30 protein-coding genes are annotated in these 26,282 nt (G+C 62.3%); 7 read left to right on the top strand and 23 right to left on the bottom strand.

Translation table 11 applies throughout. The annotated features are described in order from the left end of the window. The first annotated feature begins 15 nt into the window (after positions 1 to 15). A complete protein-coding gene (locus JOH52_RS10945; protein ID WP_010969955.1) occupies positions 16 to 3,327 on the top strand; it encodes an efflux RND transporter permease subunit in 3,312 nt (1,103 codons plus the stop codon). 304 nt (positions 3,328 to 3,631) lie between these two features. Here JOH52_RS10945 and ureG read toward each other — a convergent pair whose 3' ends face one another. The 5 genes from ureG to JOH52_RS10920 form a co-directional block, all read right to left on the bottom strand. Continuing rightward, positions 3,632 to 4,243: an urease accessory protein UreG gene (gene ureG, locus JOH52_RS10940; RefSeq protein WP_003525604.1), complete on the bottom strand. Its 612-nt coding sequence runs from the start codon at positions 4,241 to 4,243 to the stop codon at positions 3,632 to 3,634. 36 nt (positions 4,244 to 4,279) lie between these two features. Continuing rightward, positions 4,280 to 4,951 (bottom strand): urease accessory protein UreF, encoded by a 672-nt coding sequence (locus JOH52_RS10935; RefSeq protein ID WP_107010526.1) that lies wholly within the window; start codon positions 4,949 to 4,951, stop codon positions 4,280 to 4,282. After that, a complete protein-coding gene (gene ureE, locus JOH52_RS10930; protein ID WP_010969957.1) occupies positions 4,944 to 5,408 on the bottom strand; it encodes an urease accessory protein UreE in 465 nt (154 codons plus the stop codon). The genes JOH52_RS10935 and ureE overlap by 8 nt, the downstream gene beginning before the upstream one ends. Position 5,409: 1 nt before the next feature. Further along, positions 5,410 to 5,766, bottom strand: coding sequence for a putative quinol monooxygenase (locus JOH52_RS10925; protein ID WP_013844775.1), 357 nt, complete (start codon positions 5,764 to 5,766; stop codon positions 5,410 to 5,412). 129 nt (positions 5,767 to 5,895) lie between these two features. After that, positions 5,896 to 6,435 carry a peroxiredoxin gene (locus JOH52_RS10920; RefSeq protein WP_013844776.1) on the bottom strand — a complete coding sequence of 180 codons (540 nt, stop codon included), beginning with the start codon at positions 6,433 to 6,435 and terminating at the stop codon, positions 5,896 to 5,898. A 292-nt stretch (positions 6,436 to 6,727) separates the two neighbouring features. On the opposite strand from JOH52_RS10920, the gene JOH52_RS10915 reads away from it, so the two are divergent. Both JOH52_RS10915 and JOH52_RS10910 read left to right on the top strand, forming a co-directional pair. Further along, a complete protein-coding gene (locus JOH52_RS10915) occupies positions 6,728 to 7,114 on the top strand; it encodes a type II toxin-antitoxin system RelE/ParE family toxin (protein ID WP_010969959.1) in 387 nt (128 codons plus the stop codon). Beyond that, a complete protein-coding gene (locus JOH52_RS10910) occupies positions 7,098 to 7,415 on the top strand; it encodes a helix-turn-helix domain-containing protein (protein WP_010969960.1) in 318 nt (105 codons plus the stop codon). Before JOH52_RS10915 ends, JOH52_RS10910 begins: the two co-directional genes overlap by 17 nt. Positions 7,416 to 7,777: 362 nt before the next feature. Here the strand turns inward: JOH52_RS10910 and ureC are convergent, their stop codons facing one another. From ureC to JOH52_RS10865, 9 genes are all read right to left on the bottom strand, one after another. Beyond that, positions 7,778 to 9,490, bottom strand: a complete 1,713-nt coding sequence (gene ureC / locus JOH52_RS10905; RefSeq protein ID WP_010969961.1) for an urease subunit alpha — start codon at positions 9,488 to 9,490, stop codon at positions 7,778 to 7,780. 3 nt (positions 9,491 to 9,493) lie between these two features. After that, the gene (locus JOH52_RS10900) at positions 9,494 to 10,144 is read right to left on the bottom strand and encodes an urease accessory protein (protein ID WP_010969962.1); all 651 of its coding nucleotides are present in this window, start codon (positions 10,142 to 10,144) and stop codon (positions 9,494 to 9,496) included. A gap of 3 nt (positions 10,145 to 10,147) precedes the next feature. After that, positions 10,148 to 10,567 carry a lysozyme inhibitor LprI family protein gene (locus JOH52_RS10895; protein WP_010969963.1) on the bottom strand — a complete coding sequence of 140 codons (420 nt, stop codon included), beginning with the start codon at positions 10,565 to 10,567 and terminating at the stop codon, positions 10,148 to 10,150. Further along, a complete protein-coding gene (locus JOH52_RS10890; protein WP_003525615.1) occupies positions 10,564 to 10,869 on the bottom strand; it encodes an urease subunit beta in 306 nt (101 codons plus the stop codon). Before JOH52_RS10890 ends, JOH52_RS10895 begins: the two co-directional genes overlap by 4 nt. An 11-nt stretch (positions 10,870 to 10,880) precedes the next feature. Continuing rightward, positions 10,881 to 11,135 carry a DUF1272 domain-containing protein gene (locus JOH52_RS10885; protein ID WP_010969964.1) on the bottom strand — a complete coding sequence of 85 codons (255 nt, stop codon included), beginning with the start codon at positions 11,133 to 11,135 and terminating at the stop codon, positions 10,881 to 10,883. A gap of 12 nt (positions 11,136 to 11,147) precedes the next feature. Then, positions 11,148 to 11,450 (bottom strand): urease subunit gamma, encoded by a 303-nt coding sequence (locus JOH52_RS10880; protein WP_003525618.1) that lies wholly within the window; start codon positions 11,448 to 11,450, stop codon positions 11,148 to 11,150. Between the two features lie 28 nt (positions 11,451 to 11,478). Further along, on the bottom strand, positions 11,479 to 12,312 hold the full coding sequence (locus JOH52_RS10875) for an urease accessory protein UreD (RefSeq protein WP_010969965.1): 834 nt from the start codon (positions 12,310 to 12,312) through the stop codon (positions 11,479 to 11,481). Positions 12,313 to 12,377: 65 nt separating this feature from the next. Then, the gene (locus JOH52_RS10870) at positions 12,378 to 13,355 is read right to left on the bottom strand and encodes a 2-hydroxyacid dehydrogenase (RefSeq protein ID WP_014529848.1); all 978 of its coding nucleotides are present in this window, start codon (positions 13,353 to 13,355) and stop codon (positions 12,378 to 12,380) included. 121 nt (positions 13,356 to 13,476) lie between these two features. Beyond that, positions 13,477 to 14,484, bottom strand: coding sequence for an alpha/beta fold hydrolase (locus JOH52_RS10865; protein WP_107010527.1), 1,008 nt, complete (start codon positions 14,482 to 14,484; stop codon positions 13,477 to 13,479). 180 nt (positions 14,485 to 14,664) lie between these two features. Between JOH52_RS10865 and JOH52_RS10860 the strand changes: the two genes are divergently transcribed. Then, entirely contained in the window at positions 14,665 to 15,117 is a 453-nt protein-coding gene (locus tag JOH52_RS10860) for a MarR family winged helix-turn-helix transcriptional regulator (protein ID WP_013844779.1), read from the top strand. A 305-nt stretch (positions 15,118 to 15,422) separates the two neighbouring features. Here JOH52_RS10860 and JOH52_RS10855 read toward each other — a convergent pair whose 3' ends face one another. From JOH52_RS10855 to JOH52_RS10825, 7 genes are all read right to left on the bottom strand, one after another. Then, positions 15,423 to 16,541: a branched-chain amino acid ABC transporter substrate-binding protein gene (locus JOH52_RS10855; protein ID WP_003525631.1), complete on the bottom strand. Its 1,119-nt coding sequence runs from the start codon at positions 16,539 to 16,541 to the stop codon at positions 15,423 to 15,425. Positions 16,542 to 16,655: 114 nt separating this feature from the next. Further along, positions 16,656 to 17,000 carry a DUF6867 family protein gene (locus JOH52_RS10850; protein ID WP_003525632.1) on the bottom strand — a complete coding sequence of 115 codons (345 nt, stop codon included), beginning with the start codon at positions 16,998 to 17,000 and terminating at the stop codon, positions 16,656 to 16,658. Positions 17,001 to 17,025: 25 nt separating this feature from the next. Beyond that, positions 17,026 to 17,751: an ABC transporter ATP-binding protein gene (locus JOH52_RS10845; RefSeq protein WP_003525634.1), complete on the bottom strand. Its 726-nt coding sequence runs from the start codon at positions 17,749 to 17,751 to the stop codon at positions 17,026 to 17,028. Beyond that, positions 17,748 to 18,635, bottom strand: coding sequence for an ABC transporter ATP-binding protein (locus JOH52_RS10840; protein ID WP_003525635.1), 888 nt, complete (start codon positions 18,633 to 18,635; stop codon positions 17,748 to 17,750). The genes JOH52_RS10845 and JOH52_RS10840 overlap by 4 nt, the downstream gene beginning before the upstream one ends. After that, positions 18,635 to 20,020: a high-affinity branched-chain amino acid ABC transporter permease LivM gene (gene livM / locus JOH52_RS10835; RefSeq protein WP_010969969.1), complete on the bottom strand. Its 1,386-nt coding sequence runs from the start codon at positions 20,018 to 20,020 to the stop codon at positions 18,635 to 18,637. The genes JOH52_RS10840 and livM overlap by 1 nt, the downstream gene beginning before the upstream one ends. Before the next feature lie 4 nt (positions 20,021 to 20,024). Beyond that, a complete protein-coding gene (locus JOH52_RS10830; RefSeq protein ID WP_003525638.1) occupies positions 20,025 to 20,927 on the bottom strand; it encodes a branched-chain amino acid ABC transporter permease in 903 nt (300 codons plus the stop codon). Between the two features lie 81 nt (positions 20,928 to 21,008). Further along, positions 21,009 to 21,332, bottom strand: coding sequence for a hypothetical protein (locus JOH52_RS10825; protein ID WP_127508838.1), 324 nt, complete (start codon positions 21,330 to 21,332; stop codon positions 21,009 to 21,011). Here JOH52_RS10825 and cysQ point away from each other — a divergent pair. Beyond that, positions 21,322 to 22,098 carry a 3'(2'),5'-bisphosphate nucleotidase CysQ gene (gene cysQ, locus JOH52_RS10820; RefSeq protein WP_010969970.1) on the top strand — a complete coding sequence of 259 codons (777 nt, stop codon included), beginning with the start codon at positions 21,322 to 21,324 and terminating at the stop codon, positions 22,096 to 22,098. The genes JOH52_RS10825 and cysQ overlap by 11 nt on opposite strands. Positions 22,099 to 22,111: 13 nt before the next feature. On the opposite strand, the gene JOH52_RS10815 is transcribed toward cysQ, so the two are convergent. Continuing rightward, positions 22,112 to 22,498, bottom strand: a complete 387-nt coding sequence (locus JOH52_RS10815; protein ID WP_003525641.1) for a response regulator — start codon at positions 22,496 to 22,498, stop codon at positions 22,112 to 22,114. Positions 22,499 to 22,622: 124 nt separating this feature from the next. Continuing rightward, complete coding sequence (locus tag JOH52_RS10810; RefSeq protein WP_003525643.1) at positions 22,623 to 23,375, bottom strand: Crp/Fnr family transcriptional regulator; 753 nt, start codon at positions 23,373 to 23,375, stop codon at positions 22,623 to 22,625. A 291-nt stretch (positions 23,376 to 23,666) separates the two neighbouring features. Between JOH52_RS10810 and JOH52_RS10805 the strand changes: the two genes are divergently transcribed. Continuing rightward, positions 23,667 to 24,542: an SDR family NAD(P)-dependent oxidoreductase gene (locus tag JOH52_RS10805; RefSeq protein WP_003525644.1), complete on the top strand. Its 876-nt coding sequence runs from the start codon at positions 23,667 to 23,669 to the stop codon at positions 24,540 to 24,542. Next, a complete protein-coding gene (locus tag JOH52_RS10800) occupies positions 24,539 to 26,095 on the top strand; it encodes a VOC family protein (protein WP_010969972.1) in 1,557 nt (518 codons plus the stop codon). Before JOH52_RS10805 ends, JOH52_RS10800 begins: the two co-directional genes overlap by 4 nt. Positions 26,096 to 26,282 lie beyond the last annotated feature (187 nt).

The following is a 26,282-nucleotide window of genomic DNA, read 5'->3' as shown; positions in this document are numbered from 1 at the left end:
CGGGAACATGAGACCATGAACTTCTCCGCCTGGTCCATCCGCAATCCGGTCGCGCCCATCCTGGCGTTTTTCGTGCTCGTGGTGCTCGGATGGCAGTCGTTCAATTCGCTGCCCATCACGCGCTTCCCGAACATCGACGTGCCGATCGTTTCGATCGCCGTCACACAGAGCGGTGCGGCGCCCGCCGAACTGGAAACCCAGGTCACCAAGGAGATCGAGGACGCGGTCGCCGGCGTCTCCGGCGTCGACCATATCGAGTCGACGATCACCGACGGCATTTCGACGACCGCCGTCATCTTCCGCATGGAAGTCCCGACGACGCAGGCCGTGCAGGATGTCAAGGATGCCATCGACCGCATCCGAAGCGACCTGCCGACCTCGATCGAAGAGCCGATCGTTTCCAAGGTCGATGTGGAAGGCCAGGCGATCCAGACATTTTCCGTCTCGTCGCCCGGCATGACGCTGGAAGAGCTGTCCTGGTTCGTCGACGACACGATCAAGCGCGCCATCCAGGGCCAAACCGGCATCGGCCGTGTCGACCGCTACGGCGGCTCCGACCGCGAGGTCCGGGTCGAGCTCGATGAGGACCGTCTGAATTCCTTTGGCATCAGCGCCGCCGACGTCAACGCCCAGCTTCGCCGAATGAACATGGACCTCGGTTCCGGCCGCGGCCAGGTCGGCGGCAGCGAACAGGCGATCCGCACATTGGGCGACACGCGCGACGTAACGGCGCTGGCGGGTACGATGATCTCGCTGCCGAACGGCCGCTTCGTCCGTCTGTCGGAACTCGGCAAGGTGATCGACACCTATGAGGAGCCGAAGTCGTTCTCCCGCTTCAACGGGCAGCCGGGCGTCACCTTCGCCGTGTTCCGCGCCAAGGGGGCGAGCGAAGTGTCGGTCGCGGAAACCGTCGGCAAGACGCTCGATGAAATCCGCGCGAAGCATCCGGATGTCTCCATCGAGATGGTGGACGATTCGGTCTACTTCACCTACGGCAACTACGAAGCGGCGATTCATACGCTGATCGAGGGCGCCGTGCTCGCCGTCATCGTCGTTATGCTGTTCCTGCGCAACTGGCGCGCGACCTTGATCTCGGCGGTCGCACTGCCGCTCTCAGCCATCCCCACCTTCTGGGTGATGGAACTGCTCGGCTTCTCGCTGAACCTCGTCAGCTTCCTGGCGATGACGCTCGCGACGGGTATTCTCGTCGACGATGCGATCGTGGAGATCGAGAACATCGAGCGTCATATCCGCATGGGCAAGTCGCCTTACCGCGCAGCGATCGAGGCTGCGGACGAGATCGGCCTTGCGGTGATCGCCACCACCTTCACGATCATCGCCGTCTTCGTGCCCGTATCCTTCATGCCTGGCATTCCGGGACAGTACTTCATCCAGTTCGGCCTGACGGTCGCCGTCTCGGTGTTCTTCTCGCTCCTGGTCGCCCGCCTGATCACGCCGGTCATGGCCGCCTATCTGATGAAGCCTTCGGATGTCAGCGGGCATCATGACGACGAAGGCTTCATGATGCGCCAGTACACGCGCCTCGTACGCTTCACCACGAAGCGCTGGTACACGCGCTACTCCACCCTGCTTGCGGCGATCCTGGTCTCGGTCGGTTCCGTGGTCGCGCTGCTCGTCTTCGTCCCGGGCAGCTTCCTGCCGCCGGAAGACAGCTCGCGCGTCAGCCTGTCCATCGAACTGCCGCCGGACGCAATGCTCGCGGATACGGACCGGACCACCACCGAGATCTACAATCGCGTCAAGGATATCGACGGCGTGGAAAACGTCTTCGTACTCGGCGGCGCCTCGCCCAAGGGCGACCTCGAACTGCGACGCGCTGCCGTCACGGTGCTGCTCGAGAAGCTCGATCATTCGCTGATCAACAAGGTCGTCAACGACGTGATCGGCCGCACACCGCTGATCGGCCAATACCTGCCGAAGCTGCCCCCGGCCGGTCGGATCAAGCCGCAATCGGAGATCGAGAAGGAAATCTTCGCCCGATTGCGATCGATTCCCGATGTCCGCGTCACCAAGCTGAACGATCGCGGCGAGCGTGATCTGTCGTTCAACCTGCTTTCCAGCAACGAGGCGGATCTCGACAAGGCGGTCGCCACCCTGGAAGCGGATCTGCGCCGAGATCCGCTGCTTGCCAACGTTAGCCCCGAGGGAGCGCTGCCCCGACCGGAACTGCAGATCCGGCCGCGCGACGAGCAGATGTCGCGCCTTGGCATCACGACGGCGCAGATCTCCGAGGTGATCCGCATCGCCACGATCGGCGATATCGACGCGCAGTTGACGAAGATTGCGCTCGATGGGCGCCTGATCCCGATCCGGGTGCAGCTCGACCGTGATTTTCGCACCGACCTGGCGGCGATCCGCAACCTGAAGGTCCAGACGGCATCCGGAGCGACCGTTCCGCTGTCGAGCGTCGCGGACATCAACTATGCGGAAGGGCCGAGTTCCATCAAGCGCTACGACCGCTACCGCGTCGTCAAGCTCGGCGCCGACCTGCCCGCCGGCGTGGCGCTCGACACGGCATCGGCCCGCTTCAGGGAAATCGCCGCCGACGCCGATCTGCCTGAAACGGTCCAGTTCCTTGAAAGCGGCGACGCCGAGGTGCAGGCCGAGATGCAGGAGAGCTTCGGCAACGCCATGCTGCTGGGTCTGATGATGGTGCTGGTCGTGCTCATCCTCCTGTTCAAGGATGTGATACAGCCTTTCACCATCCTGTTCTCGCTGCCGCTCGCGATCGGCGGCGTGGCAGCCGCCTTGATCCTGACTCAGAACGCGCTGTCGATGCCGGTGCTGATCGGTATCCTGATGCTGATGGGCATCGTCACCAAGAACGCCATCCTGCTCGTCGACTTCGGTATCGAGATGATGCATCACGGCATGGACCGGACGCTCGCCATGATCGAGGCCGGACGGAAGCGGGCTCGTCCGATCGTCATGACCTCGATCGCCATGTCCGCGGGCATGCTGCCCTCGGCGCTGGGCGTCGGCGAAGGCGGTTCCTTCCGTGCACCGATGGCGATCGCCGTCATCGGAGGCATCATCGTTTCGACGGTCCTGAGCCTCGTCGTGGTTCCGTCCTTCTTCCTGATCATGGACGACCTGTCGCGTCTCCTCGCCTGGGCTTTCGGCCGCTTCATCGGCAAGAAGGACGAGGAGGCACTGCCGCTCGACCAGGAGGCGCTGAGCAAGCTTGCCGCCGAACAGGGCAGCACGATCGAGAGCCTCGAAGAGCGCATCAAGGCGCTCGAAGACGAGAAGCGCCGCAAGTCCGACGGCAAGGTCATCAGCCATCCGGCGCTGGCCGCGGAATAGGACGAGAGCTGCGCCGGGGTGCTGCTCAGAGCGGGTCGACCCGGTCTAAAAACAACGTGATCTAAGGCCTGTTGAGATTCGGGATACCTGCGGCGGCTTGTTTGATTTCCTCATCCCTGTGCCCGTCACAGGGATCCAGCCAGACCAAGTCCTTGGGCTGAAAGAACTCTTCCCGCGCCGCAGACGCGGCGCTGCTGGATCTCTGTGACAAGCACAGAGATGAGGAGGAGGAGAAGCGCCATCATCCATCTCGCAGCAAATCACGTTCATGTTTTTAGGCCGACCGACCTAAATACATCGTGATCTAGAGCCCCCCGTGCACCGTCAGGAACTCGACGATCCGCTCCACCCCGTCGCCGCGTTTCATATCCGAGAACACGAACGGCTTTTCGGCTCGCATCCGGGCCGCGTCGCGTTCCATGACCCCGAGGTCGGCACCGACGTAAGGGGCGAGATCCTTCTTGTTGATCACCAGCAGATCGGACCTGGTGATGCCCGGTCCGCCCTTGCGCGGAATTTCCTCGCCCTGGCAGACCGAGATCACATAAATCGTAAGATCCGCGAGATCGGGCGAGAAGGTCGCTGCCAGATTGTCCCCTCCCGACTCGATGAAGACGACATCGAGATCGGGAATGCGGCGGTTGAGATCGGCGATCGCCTGAAGATTGATCGATGCATCCTCGCGGATCGCCGTGTGGGGGCATCCGCCCGTCTCGACTCCGACGATCCGCTCCGAAGGCAAGGCCTGCATGCGCACCAGCGCCTCGGCATCTTCCTTGGTGTAGATGTCGTTCGTAACCACCGCGACGGAATATTTCTCCCGCATGGCCTTGCAGAGCTTGTCGGTCAGCGCCGTCTTTCCGGATCCGACCGGACCGCCGATACCGATGCGCAGAGGACCGTTTTTCGATGGCATCTTTTTCTATCCTTTCGAAGTCCGTCCGTTGTTCCGTTAAGTGCGGAACAATCGTGAATGCAATATCTCGTGTCTCAGCGAGGCAATGTCGGCGATGATCGTCGCGGCGGCAAGATCATCGAGCGAGGCGCGCGTGGCGCGCGTTGCCACCGCCCCTATCGTTTTCTCCATTCGCGCAAGCATGCCGACCCCGTCGCGCTGGCCGGTAACGCCGCAGCGGATAGCCACCGACACTGCGTTCGATATGGTGGCGTTGAGAAAGGCGGCGAGCGCCGCTTCGAGGCCGGTGCGGTGCGCTCCGGCGACCGCGCCGACCGCCACCGGATAGGCGGCCCTCGCGCCAGGGAATTCGAGCGACGCGTGCGGCCAGTGGCCGGCGGCGGCCAGGAACGCCTCGCCGAGGAGCATGGTTTCCATATGCCGCTCGCGCGATCCGGCCAGTGCTTCGGCCAGTTCCGATGCCGCGATCAACCGCGCGGCATCGTCACATGCACGGTAACCTTCCGCCAGAAGCAGCGCGTCGTTCCACGTCGTGCCGTGATCCAGGAGCGTTTCGCACCATAGCCGCAAATCGTCGGCACCGGTGACAAGCCGGTCATGAATCGCCTGCTCCAGACCGCCGGAATAGGAGAAGGAGCCGACGGGAAAGGCGGGCGAGAGCCAGGTAACGAGACGCAGGAGCGACTGCGTATCGGCATGCTCAGCCATGACGGTAGTGATCGCCGTGACCGTGCTGGTGGTAGGCGCCGTGCAGGGGATGGAAGGGTTCGTTCACTTCATCGACGGTGGCGCCCAGGCCCTCCAGCATCGCGCGAATGACCGGGTCGCGGGCGATCAGAATCCGCCCCTCTTCCACCGCCGCCGGGAGGTGCCGGTTGCCGAGATGCCAGGCAAGCTCCATCAGGTGCAGCGGGTTTCGCGCGCGGATGTCGTAAAGCGCTTCCGCTGCCGCCTTCACCTCGATATGGCCGCCGCCCTCGAGCACCAGAAGATCGCCATCGGCGAGCATCACGGGCTCCTTGAGATCCAGCATCACCACATCGTCGTTTTCGAGGTGCAGGAGCTTGCGGCGCAGATGGCGCTGCTCATGCGTCAGGGTCAAGCGATGAAGCGGCGCCCTTTCGCCGGGACCGGGCGAAAGAACTTCGGTCGAGCGATAGGGCACGTCAGACCACCTCGATCTTTTCCGGATGCACGATCTCGACGCGGGCGCTCGCCAAAAGATTCGCCGCCGCCGTCTGGAAGGCCTTCAGATGCGGCTCGGCGAAATGCGCATCGATAGCCGCCCTGTCCTTCCATGTTTCGACGAACACCAGCGCATCGGGATCCGTGGGCTTGCGATAGAGCTCATAGCTGACGCAACCGGCCTCTTTCAGCGTCGCTTCGATCAGCGGCGTCGTCAGTGCCACGACCTCGTCGCCCTTGCCCGCATGCGCCGTCAGATATGCAATGATGTAAACCATGGATTTCTGCATTCCCTTACCGGTGAAACGAGGAAACGTGCATGGTTCGCGCCCCCGCATCCGCTTCCTCCTGGAAGTCTTCACTGTAGCAAGAAAAAGCCCCGGCACCAGCAAGAAGGCGAAAATCGCGTGGATTTTCAGGAACCTGCTTGCGGCAGCCGGGGCTTTATCGATTCGGTAAAATCGGGATCAGGCGGCGAGCTTCTTGGACTTCAGCGCCGCGAGGATGTTCTGCGGCGAGGAGACGCCGTAGGGATCGCTGTCGCAGTTGTCGGAGTAGCCTTCCTCTTCGAACCACTGCTCGACAACGCCGTTGTTGATGACGGCGGCATAGCGCCAGGAGCGCATGCCGAAGCCGAGATTGTCCTTGGCGACGAGCATGCCCATCTTGCGGGTGAACTCGCCCGAACCGTCCGGAATGAGCTTGACGTTCTCGAGGCCCTGCGATTTGCCCCAGGCGTTCATCACGAAGGCGTCGTTGACGGAGACGCAGTAGATCTCGTCGATCCCGAGAGTCCGGAATTCGGAGGTGAGCTTTTCGAAGTCCGGCAGCTGGTAGGTCGAGCAGGTCGGGGTGAAAGCACCCGGCAGCGAAAACAGCACGACGCGCTTGCCGGCGAAATAGTCGTCCGAGGTAACGTCCTGCCAGCGGAACGGATTGGAACCGCCGACGGACTCGTCGCGGACGCGGGTGCGGAAGGTTACAGCGGGAACTTTTCTGCCGAGCATCATCATCTCCTAAAAACTGGCTGCCGGCGGCGCAGTCTTGGGAGGACAGGCGCGCCGGCGGAAATCGAGTGCCCTTCCTAACGAAATTTCCGCTGCAGTGCAGCATCAAAGCGACGGAGACCTCCCGCATGGCAGCCATGCGGAAGGCGCATGACTGCGGGGCAATTAAACGAGCTGCGGCGACAGTCCCCGATCCGGTAGGCCTTGATGATATTGCTGGCAATGAGGCAATTTGCACGGACAGCGCCGCACCTTGAAGTGTAACGCTTAGTGTTATATATAGACCGGTAGGATGGCGGTGCGGATTTTTAAGAACGCATGGTTTGAGCGTTTTACTCGAAAGCAGAGGATCGCGGACGCTGCCTTGGTAGACGCGGTGCGCCGCGCCGAACGAGGCCAGATTGACGCCGATCTTGGCGGCGGCGTGATCAAACAGCGTGTCGCGAGGGCGGGGCAAGGGAAGTCAGGCGGTTATCGCACGATCATCCTGTTTAGGCTGGAACAGCGGGCATTCTTCGTTTTCGGCTTTGCAAAGAGTGAACAGGCCAACATTGAAGACGGCGAGGAAGCCCTGTTCAAGAAGATGGCGAAGGAACTCCTTGCGCTATCGGATGCGCAAATGGCCGTGCTGATTGGGAAAGGGCGCTTTTCGGAGGTTGAAGATGGCGAAGAAGTATAAGAGTGAGGCAATGGCGGCCATCCATGAAACCATGGAGAGCCTGTTTGAAGCCGGCGCGATCGACAAGCAGACGATGCGCGAATTCGACGACGCCTGCTTGACGGCCGTGGAGTCAATGACCCCGGAGGAAATTCGCGCTATTCGGGAGCGTGAACATATCTCGCAGCCTGTCTTTGCCCGCTACCTCAATGTGAGCAAGGGGCTTGTGTCCGATTGGGAGCGCGGGGTGAAGAAGCCGGGAGGGCCGGCGCTGCGATTGCTGACCATTGTTCAGAAAAGAGGGCTTGCGGCGATTGCCTGATTGCTGCGTTGCCGGCAAAGAGGCAATGTTGCAGCCTATAAACCCATCCTGGGCCGGCCCTACGGCCCTACAGCGCCGCGCGTCTTATCAGACGCGCAAAGGTCGCTGTAGCACTTTGATTTGCTGCATGTTTTTGTCCTTTAATCGGATACGATTAAAGGAAACATGCAGTAGCTAGATGATGAGAGCGGGCCGGCCGGATCGCGGCGAAGGCGCGAGGCGTGCGGTTCGGCCCTTTCCCTACCCTATTGGCCGAGCAGATCGCGCACGCGCGCCAACTCATCCATGAGGACAAGGAGCCGGTGGCGGAAGTCGCGCACCTCACAGGCGTGCATCGTGCCACGATCTAAGGGCTATAGAACCTAGAACAGGAAATACCGCTGCGCCATCGGCAGCACCGTCGCCGGCTCGCAGGTCAGGAGCTCGCCGTCGGCGCGGACCTCGTAGGTTTCCGGGTCGACCTCGATATGCGGCGTCAGGCTGTTGTGGATCATCGACGCCTTGCCGATGCCGCCGCGGGTATTCTGGACAGCGACGAGCTCCTTGGCGACGCCGAGCCTGCCGGCGAGCCCGGCATCGAGCGACGCCTGCGAGACGAAGGTGACCGAGGAGTTGGTCCGGCTCCTTCCATAGGCGCCGAACATCGGCCGGTAGTGGACCGGCTGCGGCGTGGGGATGGAGGCGTTCGGGTCGCCCATGGGTGCTGCGGCGATCGTGCCGCCGAGAAGCACCATGTCGGGCTTCACGCCGAAGAAGGCGGGATTCCAGAGGACCAGATCGGCGCGCTTGCCGACCTCGAGCGAGCCGATCTCATGGCTGAGGCCATGGGCTATCGCCGGGTTGATCGTATATTTGGCGATGTAGCGCTTGACCCGGAAATTGTCGTTGTCGCCGGTCTCCTCCTTGAGCCGTCCGCGCTGGCGCTTCATCTTGTCGGCGGTCTGCCAGGTGCGGATCGCCACCTCGCCGACCCGCCCCATCGCCTGGCTGTCGGAGGAAATGATCGAGAAGGCGCCGATATCGTGGAGGATATCCTCCGCTGCGATCGTCTCCTTGCGGATGCGGCTTTCGGCGAAGGCGATGTCTTCCGGAATGGTGGGCGACAGGTGATGGCATACCATCAGCATGTCGAGATGTTCCGCAAGCGTGTTCACCGTATAGGGCCGCGTCGGATTGGTCGAGGACGGGATGACGTTCGGCTGGCCGCAGATCCTGATGATATCAGGCGCATGCCCGCCGCCGGCGCCTTCCGTGTGGTAGGCGTGGATCGTCCTGCCCTTGATCGCCGCGATCGTATCCTCGACGAAGCCGCTTTCGTTGAGTGTGTCGGTATGGATCATAACCTGCACGTCGTATTCGTCGGCAACGGAGAGGCAGCAGTCGATGGCGGCCGGCGTCGTGCCCCAATCCTCGTGCAGCTTCAGCGAGGTCGCGCCGCCGAGTACCATTTCCACGAGCGCGCCGGGCAGCGACGCATTTCCCTTGCCCGCAAAGGCGAGATTCATCGGAAACGCATCGGCCGCTTCGATCATGCGGGCGATGTGCCACGGTCCGGGCGTGCAGGTCGTGGCGAGCGTACCGTGCGCCGGTCCCGTCCCGCCGCCGAGCATGCAGGTCAGGCCGCTCATCAACGCCTCTTCGATCTGCTGCGGGCAGATGAAATGTATATGGCTGTCCATGCCCCCGGCCGTGACGATCTTGCCCTCGCCGGCGATGACCTCCGTGCCCGGGCCGACGATAATGGTGACGCCCGGCTGCATGTCCGGATTGCCGGCCTTGCCTATTGCCGCGATCCGCCCGTCCTTCAGCCCGATATCCGCCTTCACGATCCCCCAATGATCGAGGATAAGCGCATTGGTGATCACCGTGTCGACCGCGCCGCCTTCGCGCGTCACCTGGCTTTGGCCCATGCCGTCACGGATGACCTTGCCGCCCCCGAACTTCACCTCCTCGCCATGCGTGGTGAAATCCTTCTCGACCTCGATGAAGAGCTCGGTGTCGGCGAGGCGCACCTTGTCGCCCACGGTCGGACCGAACATGTTGGCATAGGCCGCGCGCGACATTCTGTAGGACATGGATCAGGCTCCCTGGGGCAAATCTGAAGAGGCAAATGGATGAAGTCGGCGAAGCCGCCCTTGCGCTGCGAGCGCATCGACATAGCGGCGCTCGGCGGCGAACGGGTGCCACTGCCAGCCGATATGGCCGAAGCCGGCAAGCACGACATCGTCGCCGGCTGCGGCAAAGCTCGACACGATGTCGGCAATCACCACCAGACCGCTCGACGGCGCGACATAAGGCGACGGCGCGAAGCGGGCGAGATCGCGCTCCAGCCGGTCATGCGTCTCGGCCGCGATGACCCGGTGCTTGCGTGCCGTCGCCCGCGCGAAGCTCTCGAAGCCGGCCGTATAGTCGTCGCAGAAATCGTCGAGATCCGGATGGGTCCCGGCAAGTGCTGCCCGCATCGCGGCGAACCTGGCTCCGGAGCGGACGCTCCATAGCTCGCGTGCCTGCCGGACCGCCGCACTCGTCTTCCAGCGCCCGCCGCCGAGCATCGACAGTGCCGGGCGGCCGGTGTTGCAGACGGCGATGATATCGGTCCTGCTGCCGCCCTTCCCGACCGAGCGGCAATCGTTGAAACGGATCACCAGATCGGCTGCATCGATCGTCGCGGCAGCGCCCTCGGGCACGTCACCATTGCCAACGATCATGATGACGCGGCCGCTTTGCAATGATCAATTCTCCGCAGATTCCATGAGTTCCTTGAGCTCGGCGGTGCGCTTGCGTGTCAGCTCTGCGAGGCAACCGGAGACCAGCATGGGTTCCATCGAGCCGCCCCTCGCCTCGAACCCGGCGAGTTCGCATTGGCCGTCGCGATAGCCGATCCAGGCTCGCTGCGCTTTTTTTAGTGCCTCGAGCGCTCCGGCGTAAGCCGCGTCGATGTCGCCAAGCTCCTTGTCGGTCGCCTGCATGGCCGCGACCACAAGGCGGTAGGTCTTGTTCAGCTCCGCATCCGCCGCCCGGTAGTCCTGATCGGCGCAAATGTTGAGATCCATCTGGCTCACGGCCTTCCGGCAATCCGGCTCAGGCTGTTGCGCATTGGCGGGAGCCGTGCAGCACAACAACAGGCTCAGCGCAGGAGCGGCCGCTCTCATAGCTTCCCCATGACCTGCTGGCGGAAGCCGAAAACCTCGCGTTTTCCCGAAAGCGGGATGAGCGTCACCTGCCGTGTCTGTCCCGGCTCGAAGCGGACGGCCGTACCCGCAGGAATGTCGAGCCGCTTGCCGCGCGCGGCGTCACGGTCGAAGATCAGGCCCGGATTGGTCTCGGCGAAATGATAATGGCTACCGACCTGCACCGGTCGGTCGCCCGAGTTGGCGACCTCGATGCTGACGGTTTCGAGGCCCGCATTCAACTCGATCTCACCGGCGGCGGCGATAATCTCACCTGGAATCATGTTCGTTCCCCTCAGGCGGCTCGTTCGGGCGCACAGCCCTGAGGCTTCAGGACGCGCGCCGTCGATGCCGGATATTTCTTCAGCATTGACGCGGGCCGCACCGGGCGCCGAACCAGTTCGCCGCCGCAATTCGGGCAAGTCCCGCCAAGCTTCGTTTCCGCACAGCCGGCGCAAAAGGTACACTCGAAGGTGCAGATCATCGCATCGCCGCTATCGGGTGGCAGGTCTCGATCGCAGCATTCGCAGTTCGGACGCAGGCTGAGCATGGTGCCTCCTCGTTAACGGATAGGCTCGTGGACGGTGACGAGCTTCGTCCCGTCGGGAAAAGTCGCCTCGACCTGGATGTCGTGGATCATCTCCGCAATGCCCTCCATCACCTGATCGCGGGTGAGAACATGGGCGCCTGCCTCCATCAGCTCGGCGACGGAACGGCCGTCTCGCGCGCCTTCCACGACGAAGTCGGTGATGAGGGCGATCGCCTCGGGATGATTGAGTTTCACGCCCCGCTCGAGCCGCCGGCGCGCGACCATCGCCGCCATGGAAATCAACAGCTTGTCTTTTTCGCGCGGAGTGAGATTCATGCGTCGCCGTCCAGATCGATTGCAGGGATCAGAGAGTCCAGACTTTCGGCACTGACGCGTCTTTACGCAAGTGCGAAATGAGCGGGATGAGGATTTTTCTGAGCGCGAACCCATCGGCCGCAGCAACGCGGGCGACGATCTTGTCGCGACCGCCGACGTCGTAATGGCTGACGCCGGACAGGGCATGTCCCGCGAGCGCCAAGCGCAGTTTGGAAAGCTGCGACTCGCAGTCCGGCGCGGCATAGACGAGGGTCGCGAAGGCGGCAGCGCCGTCGAGCACCGCTCGCCGGGACGCAAGCGCCGCGATGTCGCCGGCCAAGGCGAGGTTCTCCGCGTGGATCAGCCTGCCGCCGCTTCGAATTCGCCAATTGTCGCGGAAGAGGCCGGCGCGCACCTCCTCACCCATGGCCTTGCGGCCGATCAGAACGGCCTCCACTGCGAGAAAGGATGCATCGGCGGCGAGGTCGACCTCGAGGCTCCGCGACAGGGCCGACCGATCGAAGAGAATCGTCTCCTGCGGCAGCCAGTCGACGTGAGCGCCGGCGGCGACCGATATGCGCGTCGCAATCTCGGCCGTGCCGGCGGCTGCCTTGTAGACCTTCTCGCAGGCCTGCGTCGTCAGCGTGAGTTTCGTGCCTTTGCCCGCCCTGAACTCCCAGGAAAGCCGGTCACCGCCCGTCACGCCGCCCGACGAATTGATGAGCACGGCCTCCATCGAGGCATCGAAGGTCTTCGGCAGACGGATCTTGGCGCAGCCTTCCTGGTAGAGCTCGGCGATGCGCGTGCGGCCGCCTTCAGCCTTGGCGACGAGCCGCCCCTCTCCCCTCGCCCGCTGCGGTGCGATGATCGCTGCCGGTTCCATGGACGTTTGCCGAAGCTCCCCTGCGGACGGGTCTTCGCCCGAACCGCGTTGCCGAAGTGCCGAGATCACGCCACCCGGTCCGGCGGCTGCAGGCCCGCGAAGAACGCCGTGATGTTGTCGACGACCTTCATCCCCATTACCGTGCGCGTCTCCTCCGTGGCACTGCCGAGATGCGGCAGCAGCACGACGTTTTCGAGCGCACGCAGGCGCGTGGGAACGTCAGGCTCCGCCTCGTAGACATCGAGCCCGGCGCCGCGGATCACGCCCTTCTCAAGGGCCGCGATCAATGCCGCCTCGTCCACGACATCGCCCCGCGACGTGTTGATGAGATAGGCGGCCGGCTTCATTGCCGCAAGGCGCGCCGCGTTGATCAAATGCCGGTTCTCGCCGCCGCCCGGGCAATGCAGCGACACGAAGTCCGCTGCCCTGAGCACGTCCTCGACCGTATCGAGCTGGCGGGCCCCGAAGCGCGCCGCTTCCTCCGGCGCTACCCTGGAGCGGTTGTAGAAGACGATGTCCATGTCGAAGCCGAAATGGCAGCGCTTCGCCATGGCTTTTCCGATGCGCCCGAAGCCGATGATGCCGAGCGTCTTGCCCGTCACCTTCGTTCCGATCATGTGGGTCGGCCGCCACCCGTCCCACGCGCCCGCCCTCACCTGCCGCTCGCCTTCGCCGGTCCGGCGCGCGGCGGCGAGCAGCAGCGATACGGCGAGATCAGCAGTGCAATCGGTCAGAACGCCGGGCGTATTCGTCACCACGATGCCGGCTTCCTTGGCAGCTCCGGCGTCGATGTGATTGTAGCCTACGCCGAAATTGCCGAGGATCCGGGTGCGAAGACCTCCGCCCGTGAAAACATCGGCCGGCAGCCGGTCCGAGACGGTCGGCAGCACCGCATCGAAATTACGCAAGGCGTCTGCGAGCGCGCTCCTGTCGAGCGGCCGGTCCTCCTCGTTGAGGACTGTATCGAACCTTTCGGCCAAAACCCGCTCCACGGCCTGCGGCCAGCGGCGAGTGATAAGAATGCGCGGCTTGGCGGTCATCATTTGTCTCCCGGAATCCTTCCGGATAGTGCATGAAATCGAGCCGATGGGTAGCCGGTCAGATACAAAAAGGGCACCCGGCGGTGCCCTTTTCAGCTGCTTTGCCTGCAGCAATCCCGCTGTCTCAGGACCTTGCGAAGTCGAGCAGGTCCTTGTTGAGCTGGTCCTTGTGGGTATCCGTGATGCCGTGCGGAGCACCCGGATAAACCTTCAGCTCGGCCTGAGGGACCAGCTTCTTGGAGGCACGCGCGGCCGCATCGATGGGCACGACCTGGTCATCGTCGCCATGGATGATGAGCGTCGGCACATCGAACTTCTTCAAGTCCTCCGTGAAATCCGTCTGCGAAAAGGCGACGATGGAGTCATAGGCGTTCTTGTGACCGGCCGTCATGCCCTGCAGCCAGAAACTGTCGATCATGCCCTGCGAAGGTTTCGCGCCGGGCCGGTTGAAGCCGAAGAACGGGCCCGAGGCGATGTCCCGGTAAAGCTGCGAGCGATCGGCGAGGCTGGCGGCCTGCAGGCCATCGAACACCTCCTTTGGCAGACCGCCGGGGTTGTCGTCGGTCTTGACCATCAAGGGCGGCACTGCCGAGATTAGTCCTGCCTTGGCGACGCGGGCCGTGCCGTGGCGTCCGATATAACGGGCGACTTCGCCGCCGCCGGTCGAGAAGCCGGCAAGGAAGATATCCTTGAGGTCCAGCGTTTCGATCAGATCGGCGAGATCGTCGGCATAATGGTCCATGTCGTTGCCGTCCCATGGCTGGCTCGAACGGCCGTGGCCGCGGCGGTCATGGGTGACGACCCGAAAGCCGTTATTGGCGAGATAGAAGGCCTGTGCCTCCCAGCTATCCGACGAAAGCGGCCAGCCATGGCTGAGGATGACCACAGGTCCGCCCTTCGGACCCCAGTCCTTATAATAGATCTCGACGCCATCACGCGTGATGATCCTGCTGCCGGTTGCTCCAGGGGTCGCCGCACCGGCGGGCGGCTCAGCACCCCCGGCGACGGCCGGGCTGGCGGCCGAGAGAGCGGCCGCGGCGGTGGCGGTGGCGGTGGCGGCGCCGATTGCGCCTGCCAGAATTTCTCTGCGGGAGACGTCGTTCGTGGTTGTCTTCACCTGAGACTTGGTCATTGGAAATGCTCCTTTCCCTGAAATCCGGTCAAAATTCACGATCCAACCGCTAACGCAATTTTATATCGAAAGCGATTAAATCGTGTGCGATATTTATCGTGCGCTCCGTCCGGTGTCAATACCTTGCGATTATATCGCGAACGATTTATTTTAGTGGGCACGACAACCGGGACCGAAGCGATGGCGAAGACAAACCTCCCCTCCTCGGAGGAACTCATGAAGCTCGACAACTTCCTGTGCTTTGCGATCTACTCCGCAAATCACGCCTTCACGCGTGTCTACAAGCCGCTCCTCGACGAGCTCGACCTGACCTACCCGCAATACCTCGTGATGGTTGCTCTTTGGGAAAAGGACGACCAGACCGTCGGCAGTCTGGGCGAGAAGCTGTTCCTGGAGTCGAGCACCCTCACTCCCATGCTGAAGCGGCTGGAAGCCATGGGCTACATTTTGCGGACCCGCGACAAGGCCGATGAGCGGCAAGTGCGTGTGCGACTGACCGAGACCGGCCGCGCGCTCAGGGAAAAAGCAAGCCGCGTTCCGATCGGCATTGCCGATGCGACGGGAATGGAGCCGGCAGAGGTCGCCCGGCTGAAACGAGAAATCGCGGCTCTCCGGGCGTCGCTGCTGCGATAAAGTGCGTCATTGAACAGGAAGCGTCGGCTCTCGAATGGAACCTTGACAAACCAGAGTGGTTCACAAACAGTCCTATCGAACCACGGGAGTTACCTAGGTCGGGTCGACCTACATGGCCGTGATCTATTCCAAGAAGTCGAGACGCGGGATGCGGCCGGAAAACCGCACACACTTTTCCTCAGCCCGCTCTAACACTTAGACCCTTCTGATCGTCCGATTTGCTCTTCCAAGCAATCTCGCTGGCTCCAAACAGCAGAAGGCCCGGCGTATGCCGCCGGGCCTTCCAGATTGCCTATGAAAAAGAACTATTCGTTCTGGAAGTAGCTGAACTTGCCGTCGTCACCCTTCTTCCAGGTGTACATGACGTAGTCCGGGCGGGTGATGTCGCCCTTTTCGTCAAAGCCGAGCTCGCCGATTGCCGTCTTGAACGGGCCCTTGGCCTTGATGGCTTCGGCGACCGCCTGCGGATCGGTGTTGCCGGCGGCCTTGGCGCCTTCTGCGATCACTTGAAGGGCCGCATAGGCATAGAGCGTGTAGGCTTCAGGCTCGAAGCCGGCGGCGCGGAACTTCTCGACGAGGTCCTTGGCGGCCGGGCTCTTGCGCGGGTCCGGTGCGAAGGTCATCAGCGTGCCGTCGACCGCATCGCCGGCAATCGAGGCCAGTTCGTTCGAGACGATGCCGTCGCCCGACATCATCGTCGCCTTCAGGCCCTGGTCCTTCATCTGACGCATGATCAGGCCGGCTTCCGTGTGCAGACCGCCGTAATAGACGATCGAGACACCAGCCTGCTTCATCTTGGCGATAAGTGCGGAGAAGTCCTTGTCGCCGGTGTTGATGCCTTCATAGAGCGCCTCGGTGACGCCGGCTTCGTTCATCGACTTCTTGGTTTCGTCGGCAAGGCCCTGACCATAGGGGGTCTTGTCGTGAATGACGGCGACCTTCGCGTCCTTGAAATTGGCCGCGATATAGGCGCCCGCAACGGCGCCCTGCTGGTCGTCACGGCCGCAGGTGCGGAAGGTGTTCCACAGGCCGCGTTCGGTGAACTGCGGGTTGGTCGAGGCTGGCGTCACCTGCAGGATGCCGTTTTCCGCATAGATTTCCGATGCGGGAATCGAGACGCCCGAGTTGAAGTGACCAACGACGAATTTCACGCCATCGGCCACGAATTTCTGGGCGACGGAAACACCCTGCTTGGGATCCGAAACGTCGTCGCCGAGTACGACCTTGATCTGTTCCCCATTGATGCCACCTGCAGCATTGATGTCCTCGGCCGCCTGTTCTGCACCTTTCTGGAGCTGCGCGCCGAAGGCGGCGTTCGGACCAGTCAACGGACCACCGACACCGACCAGGATGTCAGCCCACGCGGTGCCGCTGAAGGCGACCATTGCTGTCAGCGCAACGGCCGACAGAAGAGACTTTTTCATCTTGTTACTCCCAATTATTCGAGCGGGTCTCGTTTCATAAGCCTGCGCAATGCCCACCATCATTGCGCCGGTGTTCTTTCGCACCGGCCGCGCGGACCGGCACGCGCTGTTCCCTTATTTTGCCTTCCAGGAGAAAGGCGAGGTTTTTTCATAAAGCCAATAGTACATGCTGGCCATTTGCTTGGTCCGATAGTAACGGAAACCAGCGGTAGCAAACAACAAAAGGACGAGCGTGTCCACGATATAGTATTGCAGGGTGAACATCGTCCCGTTGAAAAGCGCATGATGGATGAAGCGGATGCCCCAGCCCAAAAGCGCGACATAAATCACGAGCCGCGGAACGCCACCCCAGCTTTCCGCGACGCTCTTGCCAGTCCGCCACGCCGTCCAGCCCCCGAGAACGCAGGTGATGAATAAAAACTGCCAGATCGAGGCTTCTTCGTAGAGAATTCCCTGCATCTCACTCAACTCCAGACGCGGCGGATCAATGGCGGCCGCCTTCGAGATAGGCCGCGCGAACCTCCGGATTGGCGAGGAGGTCCTTGCCCGACCCGCTCATCGTCACACGGCCGTTGACCATTACATAGCCTCGATCGGAGAGCTTGAGCGCTCCGAAGGCGTTCTGCTCGACGAGGAACACGGTGAGTCCCTCGTTCTTGTTGAGCACCTTGATCGCTTCGAAGATGCCCTTGACGATCAGCGGCGCAAGCCCGAGCGACGGCTCGTCGAGCAGCAGGAGCTTCGGACGGGCCATCAGCGCACGGCCGATCGACAGCATCTGCTGCTCGCCTCCCGAAAGCGTACCCCCACGCTGCGCCTGCCGCTCCTTGAGCCGCGGGAAAAGCGTGAAGACCTTTTCGACGTCTTCCTTGAAGTGCTTCAGATTGTCGAGGCTCGCACCCATCTGGAGGTTCTCGAGCACCGTCATGCGCGGGAAAATCCGGCGCCCTTCCGGCGACTGGGCAATCCTCAGACGCGCGATCTCATGGGTCGGCAGACGCGTGATGTCCTGGCCGTCGAAGTGAACCGAGCCGGTGCGCGCCTGCGGGCTGCCGCAGATCGTCATCATGAGCGTCGATTTCCCGGCGCCATTGGCGCCGATCAGCGCAACGATCTCGCCGCGATGGACCTCCATGTCGACGCCGTTCAGCGCGCGGATGTTGCCGTAATAGGTCTCGACGCTTCTCACATGCAGCAGGGGCGCAGTCATTGCCCGGGCCCCCCACGCTCGCCCTCGATTTCCTCGATTTCTCCGATCACCTCTTCAACCTCTTCATCCTCGACACCCAGATAGGCCGCAATGACCCTTGGATCGTTCTTCACGAAGTCCGGGTTGCCGTCGGAAATCTTCTGACCGTATTCGAGCACGACGACGTGATCCGATATTTCCATCACCACGGACATATCGTGCTCGATCAACAGGATGGAGGTGCCGGTATCGCGGCGGATCTCCTGCAGCAGCGCATTGAGGGCGAGCGATTCACGCGGATTGAGACCCGCCGCGGGCTCGTCCAGGCAGAGAAGCTCCGGCCCGGTACACATTGCGCGGGCGATCTCGAGCCGCCGCTGAGCGCCATAGGGCAGGTCGCCGGCCGGATCGTCGGCCCGCTCGGTCAGCGATGCCTTTTCGAGCCAGTGCCTGGCGAGCTCGATCGATTCCCTGGATGCCTCGCGATAGGCCGGGAAGCCGAACAGGCCGAGAATGGTATAGCCGGATGCCCGCATCAGCTTGTTGTGCTGGGCAACGAGCAGATTTTCGAGCACCGTCAGGCCCGAGAACATGCGGATGTTCTGGAAGGTCCGAGCCACCTTGGCCTTTTTGGTGATCTCGAAATCCGGCAGCCGTTCCAGAAGGAATTCGGCGCCCGACTTCTGCCGCATGGTGATCATGCCCATCGTCGGTTTGTAGAAACCGGTGATGCAGTTGAACACCGTCGTCTTGCCCGCTCCGTTCGGACCGATCAGCGCGGTAATCTCGCCGCGCTCCGCCTCGAAGGAGAAGTCGTTGATGGCCATGAGACCGCCGAAGCGCATCGACAGGCGTTCAACCTTGAGGATGGGGTCTTTTGTCATGGTGTCGGTCCCAAAGGCCATCAGCCGTGCCCCTCTTTGGTGAAGCTGCCGGAGATTGCCCTGCGTTCGCGCAGGAACGCGGTCGGCTCGCGTGATCCGACGAAGCCGCGCGGCTTCCAGACCATGACGACGACCATGGCGAGGCCGAAGATCAGCATGCGATAGAGTTCCGGCGTGAAGGTCGGTCCGAAGATCATCTTGAGGAAGGTCAGTTCACGCAGGATTTCCGTGCCGCCGATCATGACGACGGCGGCGATGGCGATGCCCGTCAGCGAGCCCATGCCGCCGAGAACCACGATGGCGAGGATAACGGCGGATTCCAGGAAGACGAAGGATTCCGGCGAGACGAAGCCCTGACGCACGGCGAAGAACGAACCGGCAAAGCCGCCGAACATCGCCCCCGTCGCAAACGCCGTCAGCTTTGTGGTGACGGTGTTGATACCGAGGGACCGGCAGGCGATCTCGTCTTCCCGCAACGCCTCCCAGGCGCGGCCGATCGGCATCCGGCGCAGCCGGATCGTGACGAAGGCCGTCAACAGGGCGAGACCGAGGATCAGATAGAACAGGAAGATCTTGTAATAGGCCGAAGACATCGGCAGGCCCATCATTGCCGCGAAGCCGTCCTTCGTAGCATCGAACTTGATACCGAAGAGCGTCGCCTTGGCGATGCCGGAAACGCCGAACGTGCCTTTCGTGACCTCTGTCCAATTGATCAGCACGAGGCGGATGATCTCGCCGAAAGCGAGCGTCACGATGGCGAGGTAATCGCCCCTGAGACGCAGCACCGGAAAGCCGAGGACGACGCCCCAGCAGGCGGCGAGAAGGCCGGCAATCGGCAGCAGCACCCAGAAGGACAGGCCGAAATAGCTGGAGAGCAGCGCGTAGGAATAGGCGCCGACGGCATAGAAGGCCACATAGCCGAGGTCGAGCAGTCCGGCGAGACCGACGACGATGTTGAGGCCCCAGGCAAGCATCACGTAGATGAGGATCTGAATGCCGAAATTGTCGACCCATTTCAGCGATCCCTGGACGCCCACGAGCGCGACGATCACCGGTGGGTAGATCAGCAGCAGGATGACCGCGATCTTCGACCAGTTGCGGCTGAAGAACGTCTCCTCCTTCACCACATCGGGCGCGGCCGCCTTCGCCGCCTTGCGCTGCGCCAGCCGCGGCTGGACATAGGCGACCATGAGGAAGCGGCCGACCATGGCGATGGCCACGAAGGTCGCGAGCAGGCCCCAGCGCTGCGTGAGGATGAGCTCGTTGCGGATGTTCTGGTCGGTCTTGAGGCCGACGAAGAGCACGAACATGCCGAGCGTGATGAGGCCCGCAAAGACAGCCTCGCGGAGCGCCCGCGCCGTCAGCTCGCTGCCGGCGCTTGCGGTTGTGGATGCGACATTTGCCATGGAACTATACCTTCTCGACTTCCGGTCGTCCGAGAATACCCGACGGCTTGAAGATCAGGACGATCGCGAGAATCGAGAAGGTCGCGACATCCTTGTAGTCGATGGTGAAGTAGGCGGACCACAGCGACTCGATGAGACCGATCAGCAAGCCGCCGAGCACGGCGCCGGGCAGCGAACCGATCCCACCGAGAACGGCAGCGGTAAACGCCTTGACACCCGGAGCGAAACCGTCGGTGAACACGACCACGCCGTAATACATCAGGTACATCGTCCCGGCGACGGCGGCGAGTGCGGCTCCCATGATGAAGGTCACCGAGATTGTCCGATCGACATCGACACCGAGCAAGGCTGCCATCTTGCGGTCCTGTTCGGTCGCACGCTGGGCTCGTCCGAGCGGAGTTCGGTTGACGATGTACCAGAAGACCGAAAGCAGGATTGCCGTGATGACGACGATGATGATCTGCTTCAGCGAAACCGAGATGCCGAACAGGTCATAGACCGAGGAGACCAGCGGCGGGATCGGCTTGTTCCGCGGACCCTGCGTCACCTGAATGAAGTTCGACAGCACGATCGACATGCCGATCGCCGTGATCAGCGGCGCCAGACGGAAGGAGCCGCGAAGCGGGCGATAGGCCACGCGCTCGATGGTCCAGTTCCAAAGCGCAGCCGTCAGCATACCGACGACCATCATGATCAAAAGCGCCAGTACAACCGGCACGCCGGCAATAAATGTCGTGAGAAGCAAGAAGACGATCAATGCGGCAAAGCCGCCAAGCATGAAAATATCGCCGTGGGCGAAGTTGATCATGCCGATGATGCCGTAGACCATGGTATAACCGATCGCGATCATACCATAAATAGACCCAAGCGTCAGCCCGTTGACGAGCTGCTGGACAAAATACTCCATCAATCTTCCCCTGGACCGGATCCTGTCGGTCCGATCTCTTGTTTTTTAATACTCGTTTTCGAGCATGCTCTAAGCCCGATTTCATACCGCTTTCAAATGAAAATGAAAGCTAAAAAATGCGCCACCACCAAATTGTTCCGCGATAAAATCGATTTGACACTTTTGGAGCCAGAAAAATGAAAATTTCAGCAGCATTCGCTTGCGAAATAGCCAACTTCGGCAGCAAAGGGCTGAAAGCGGCAATGAAGCGAGGCGCGTTACTTTGGTGGGAAGCCCCGGGCCCGCCGCGGCAAGTGACCCGCGCAGCAATTCAAGTGCTACAGTGGCCGTTGCCCGTCTGATAAGAGGCGAGGCGCTCCAAAGCGAATCGCCTCGACCGCAAGAACAGGAAGCAATGCTGGACATACTGGAAACATCGGCACTCGCCGCCGGACAAGCCATCCTGGAAATTTACCGTGCCGGTCCGGCTGTCACCTACAAGGCTGACGCCTCGCCCGTGACCGATGCGGACCATCGTGCCGAGCGGATCATCCTTGCCGATCTGGCGGCCGCCTTTCCGGATATTCCGATCGTCGCGGAGGAGGAGGTCGCCGCAGGTCGCGTTCCCGATATCGCCGGAAAGCGGTTCTTCCTCGTCGACCCGCTGGACGGCACGAAGGAATTCGTCGAACGCAACAGCCATTTCACCGTGAATATCGGGCTCGTAGAAAACGGTGCACCCGTCGTCGGTGTCGTCTATGCACCGGCTCTCGGCCTCATCTATTCGGCGGCCGCCGGCATGGCGAAGAAGGCGGTGGTCGAGGATGGACAGGTCACGGGCGAATGGACCACCATCGGCTGCCGCCGTTGCGGCGACCGGCCGATGGCGCTTACCAGCCGCTGGCACAACAGCCCCGAGACGATCTCCTTCCTCACCGATCAGGGCATCAGCGATCATGAGGCCGTCGGCTCATCGCTGAAGTTTTGCCTGCTGGCCGAAGGCATTGCGGACATCTATCCGCGCTTCAGCCGGACGATGGAGTGGGACACCGCGGCGGGCGACGCGATCCTAAGGTCGGCAGGCGGTGAAACACTGACGATGGCGGGCAATCCGCTTGGCTACGGCAAGCGCAATCAATCGGATGACAGCGACTTCGCCAATCCCTGGTTCATCTCGCGCGGCAAGGCGTGACCCGCAACCGCGGTCACATGTCTCTCGAAGGGGCGGCCGTGGCGATGAGGCTGCCGAGCGTTCCCTCGCTGAAGGGTTTGTCGATCCTCGGGACATCGCGAAGATGGCTGGGCAGCGCCAACAGTTCCCCGTAGCCGCTGGTGAAGCCGAAGCTGATGCCCCGTGCCATCAGCGCATCGGCAACGGCAAAGCTCGTGTCATCCCCCAGGTTGATGTCGAGAATTGCGAAATCGTACGTATGATCCGCGATGAGTTCCATCGCCTTTGACTTGGTGGTAGCGACGTCGACGCTCGTCACCCCGAGAGCGACGAGCATCTCCTCCATGTCCAGTGCGATAAGGAAATTATCCTCGAGGACGAGGACTGACTTGATGGCCGGCGGAACCTGACTGACTGGCATTATATCTGCATCCTCGGTCTCCTCGATTTTCGAGACCTCAAAGAAGCGGCTAATAGAACACCCGGTAGGCCGGGCGCATTTAAAAAAGACATGTTGTACGTAATTTGACGCATGAAGCTTCGCATCAAATCAGCGGCCGCTTCGGCTCGCTCAATCCGTCCCAGCCTGCAAGCGCAAGCAAGCCGTCGATGTCGTGGACGTCGCAGCCCTTCTCGGCCCAGCGCAGGAGACCCCTGGCGGCCAGCTTCTTCAGCGTCTTGTTGGTGTGGACGATCGAGAGGCCGAGCGTGTCGGCAACATGTTGCTGCGTGACGGGAATAACGCTCCAACCGCTGCTGAAGAGTTCCAGCGTGGCGGCCCTCTGGTAGAGAAAGGCGATGAGGTAGGCTGCCCGCTCCACAGCGGAGCGGCGGCCGATGCTCAGCAGATTCTCATCCAGCATCCGCTCCTCGCGCGCTGCGATCCAGGTCAGGTCATAGGCGAGGTCGGGGTGCTCCCTGTACAATTCTGCGAGCCTGTCACGCTGGAAGACGCAGAGAACGACCGGCGAAAGCGCCTCGATCGAATGCTGCATCTCGCCCATGAGAGTGCCTTGCAGCCCGACGATATCGCCCGGCATCACATAGTTCAGGATCTGTCGCCGGCCGTCATCGAGCATCTTGTAGCGAAAGCCCCATCCGGAAAGTACCGTGAAGAGATGTTCGCTTTGCTCCCCTTCTGCGAGTATCGTCGCGCTCGCGCCGAAGGCGAGTTCGCCTATCTTGAAGTGGGAGACGAATGCAAGTTCTTCCGCCTTGAACGGGCGGAACAGCGGAAGCGGGCGCAAGGGACAGTCCCTGCAGGGCGTGCCTTTGGTGAATTTTCCTTCGGTTATCATGAAGTATCTCGAGGCCCGGCGGACCGGAGCGGATGGGGGCGGACTTCACAAGGTAGCATGGCGCAAAAGAACGACAAGGTCGAAGACGAAAGCTGGTGAACACCGCCTCGCATCATGGACTTGCCCGCGGCCAGACCCTATGTCTGCCTCTACCCGTTGTTGGAGCGGATTGGAAGAACGCGCGCGGTTTCCGCCCGCATCCCGCTCTGACATATTGGAGTCGATCAGGTCCGTGCCTTAGGCTGGGGACCGACCTGAATTCATGAACATGATCTAGCAGGATTGAAGCCCATGTTGTCCTACTCCGCTATCGACAAGAACAACGTCGCCGTCGTGACCGGCGCCGCCTCGGGCATCGGCCTTGCCTCGGCACGGCGCTTCGCCAGCCTCGGAATGAAGGTCGTGCTCGCGGATCTCGGCGGTGAGAAGTTGCAGGCAGCGGCAGCCGAGGTAGCGAAGGCGGCTCCGGGCGGTTCCGGCGATGTCGCTGCGATCGAGACCGACGTGTCGCTGGCGGACGACCTCGTGGCCCTGGCGCGCGCGACGCGCGAGCGCTTCGGCCACGTCCATGTGCTGATGAACAATGCCGGCGTCCAGCCAGGCAGTTCCCTCTTCGGCCCGCTCGAAAATTGGGAAGCGGTGATCGGCGTCAATCTCTGGGGCGTCATCAACGGTTCGCGCATCTTTGCCCCGGCCATGATTGCCCACGGGCAGCCGGCGCTCATCATCAACACGGGTTCGAAACAGGGCATCACCACGCCGCCCGGCGATCCCGCCTATAACCTTTCGAAAGCGGGCGTGAAGGTCTTCACCGAGGCCCTGCAGCACGAACTGCGCAATACCGAGGACTGCAAGGTCAATGCGCATCTGCTGATCCCCGGTTTCGTCTACACGTCCCTCACCGCGCAAGGACGCACGGAAAAGCCGGCCGGCGCCTGGACGCCGGAACAGACGGTGGACTTCATGATGGAGGGCCTTGCCCGCGGCGACTTCTATATCCTTTGCCCCGACAACGAGGTCGCGCGTCCGACGGATGAAAAGCGGATCCTTTGGGCAGCGGGAGACATCGTCGAGAACCGGCCGCCGCTTTCACGCTGGCACCCGGACTACGGCGAGGCCTTCCAGTCGTTTCTCGCCGGGACGACGGCAGGGAGGACCAAACCGTGACGAGCGGCATTCATCACATCACCCTGATCGCCCGCAAGGTACAGGCCAATGTCGATTTCTATGTCGGCTTCCTGGGGCTGCACCTCGTCAAGCGGACCGGCGGCTACGAAGATCCCAATCAGTTGCATCTCTTCTACGGCGACGCCGCGGGCTCGCCGGGCTCTCTCGTGAGTTTCCTGGTCTGGGAGGACGGCTCTCCGGGCCGGGTCGGCTACGGCCAGCCGAGCGAGATCGCCTTCGCCATTCCGCCCGAAAGCATCGGCTACTGGATGACGCGAGCGCTGAAGTTCAATATCCAGGCGACCGGCCCTTCGCAGGAATTCGGCGAACCGGTCCTGCGTCTGAAGGATCCGGACGGCGTGATCGTCAAGCTGGTGGGAACGAACGCGCTTGCGGAGCCCGCGCCCTGGGCGGGCCGGGACATCCCCGAAACGGACTCCATCCGCCGCTTACGCGGCGCAACGGTGCTCACGGAAAAACCCAAGGACACGGCGCACTTCCTTCAAAACCACTTCGGCTACACCGAGACGGGAGCGACGGAGAGCATCCGCCGCCTCACTTCCTCGTCCGGGGACGTGATCGATGTCCGCGATGCCGGCGGCTTCTGGAGTGCCGCCCCCGGCACCGGCACGATCGACCACATCGCCTTCCGCGCCCCGGATGAGGCGACCGTGCTTGCGGTGAGAGCCGATCTCGAGCAGGAGCACGCCGGCGCCACCAATGCGCATGACCGGAAATATTTCTTCTCGCTCTATGTACGCGAGCCTGGCGGTGCGCTCTGCGAGCTCGCTACGGACGGGCCCGGCTTTACCGTCGACGAAGCTCCGGATGCTCTCGGCACGACGCTGTTCCTGCCCCCGCATCTGGCGAGCGACCCCACGGCAACGCTGGTCAGGCTGCCGCAATTTGCGCTGCCCGGCGAACCCAGGGTGCCGCAGCGCGACCTTCCTTTCATCCATCGGTTCCACCGCCCGGAGAAGGCGAACGATCGCACCTTCGTGCTGCTGCACGGCAGCGGCGGCAACGAAATCGATATGCTGCCCTTCGGCCATCAGCTCGATCCGCATGCGACTCTCCTGGGCGTGCGCGGCCGCAGCGCCGAGGAAGGCTTCCCGCGCTGGTTCCGGCGCTTCTCGATGACGAAATTCGACCAGCAGGATATTCGCTCGGAAGCGGAAGCCTTTGCCGCCTTCGTGGAGGGCGCGCGCGAGAGCTACGGCCTCGACCCGGAGAAGACCGTGTTCATCGGCTACTCCAACGGCGCCAACCTGCTCGCCGCCGTGCTGCTTCTCCACCCCGGCATCGTCAGGAACGCCGTGATGATGCGCGCAATGGCGGCGCTCGAAAGCGCGCCGGAACCGGACCTCGCCGGCACAAGAGTGCTGATGCTCACCGGCAAGGACGATCCCTACGGCAAACACGCACCGGAACTGAAGACGGCGCTCAGGGCCAGCGGAGCCGATTTCGAGGAAGCCGACCTCGATACCGGCCACGGAATAGGCGTGGAAGACATCGCCGTCATCCGGCCCTGGCTCGCGGAATCCGGCATTTAGATGTGGGCCGGCCCAATAGTCGGTCTGCAGTTTGATCCAAGGCGACTGCACGCCTGACGCCTTGAAATCACGGGTCCATAGCGTAGCGGTCGGAATCCCGGATGCCGCTGAGGCTCCCGCGCCAAGAAACCCTGCAGAAATGGCGAACAGCCGGCGCATTTCGCCAACGCTGTCCTGTTGGAATGGA

The organism is Sinorhizobium meliloti (genome assembly GCF_017876815.1).
GTDB lineage: Bacteria > Pseudomonadota > Alphaproteobacteria > Rhizobiales > Rhizobiaceae > Sinorhizobium > Sinorhizobium meliloti.
The sequence above is the reverse complement of the archived record's forward strand: the minus strand, read 5'-3'. Positions and strand labels throughout refer to the sequence as shown.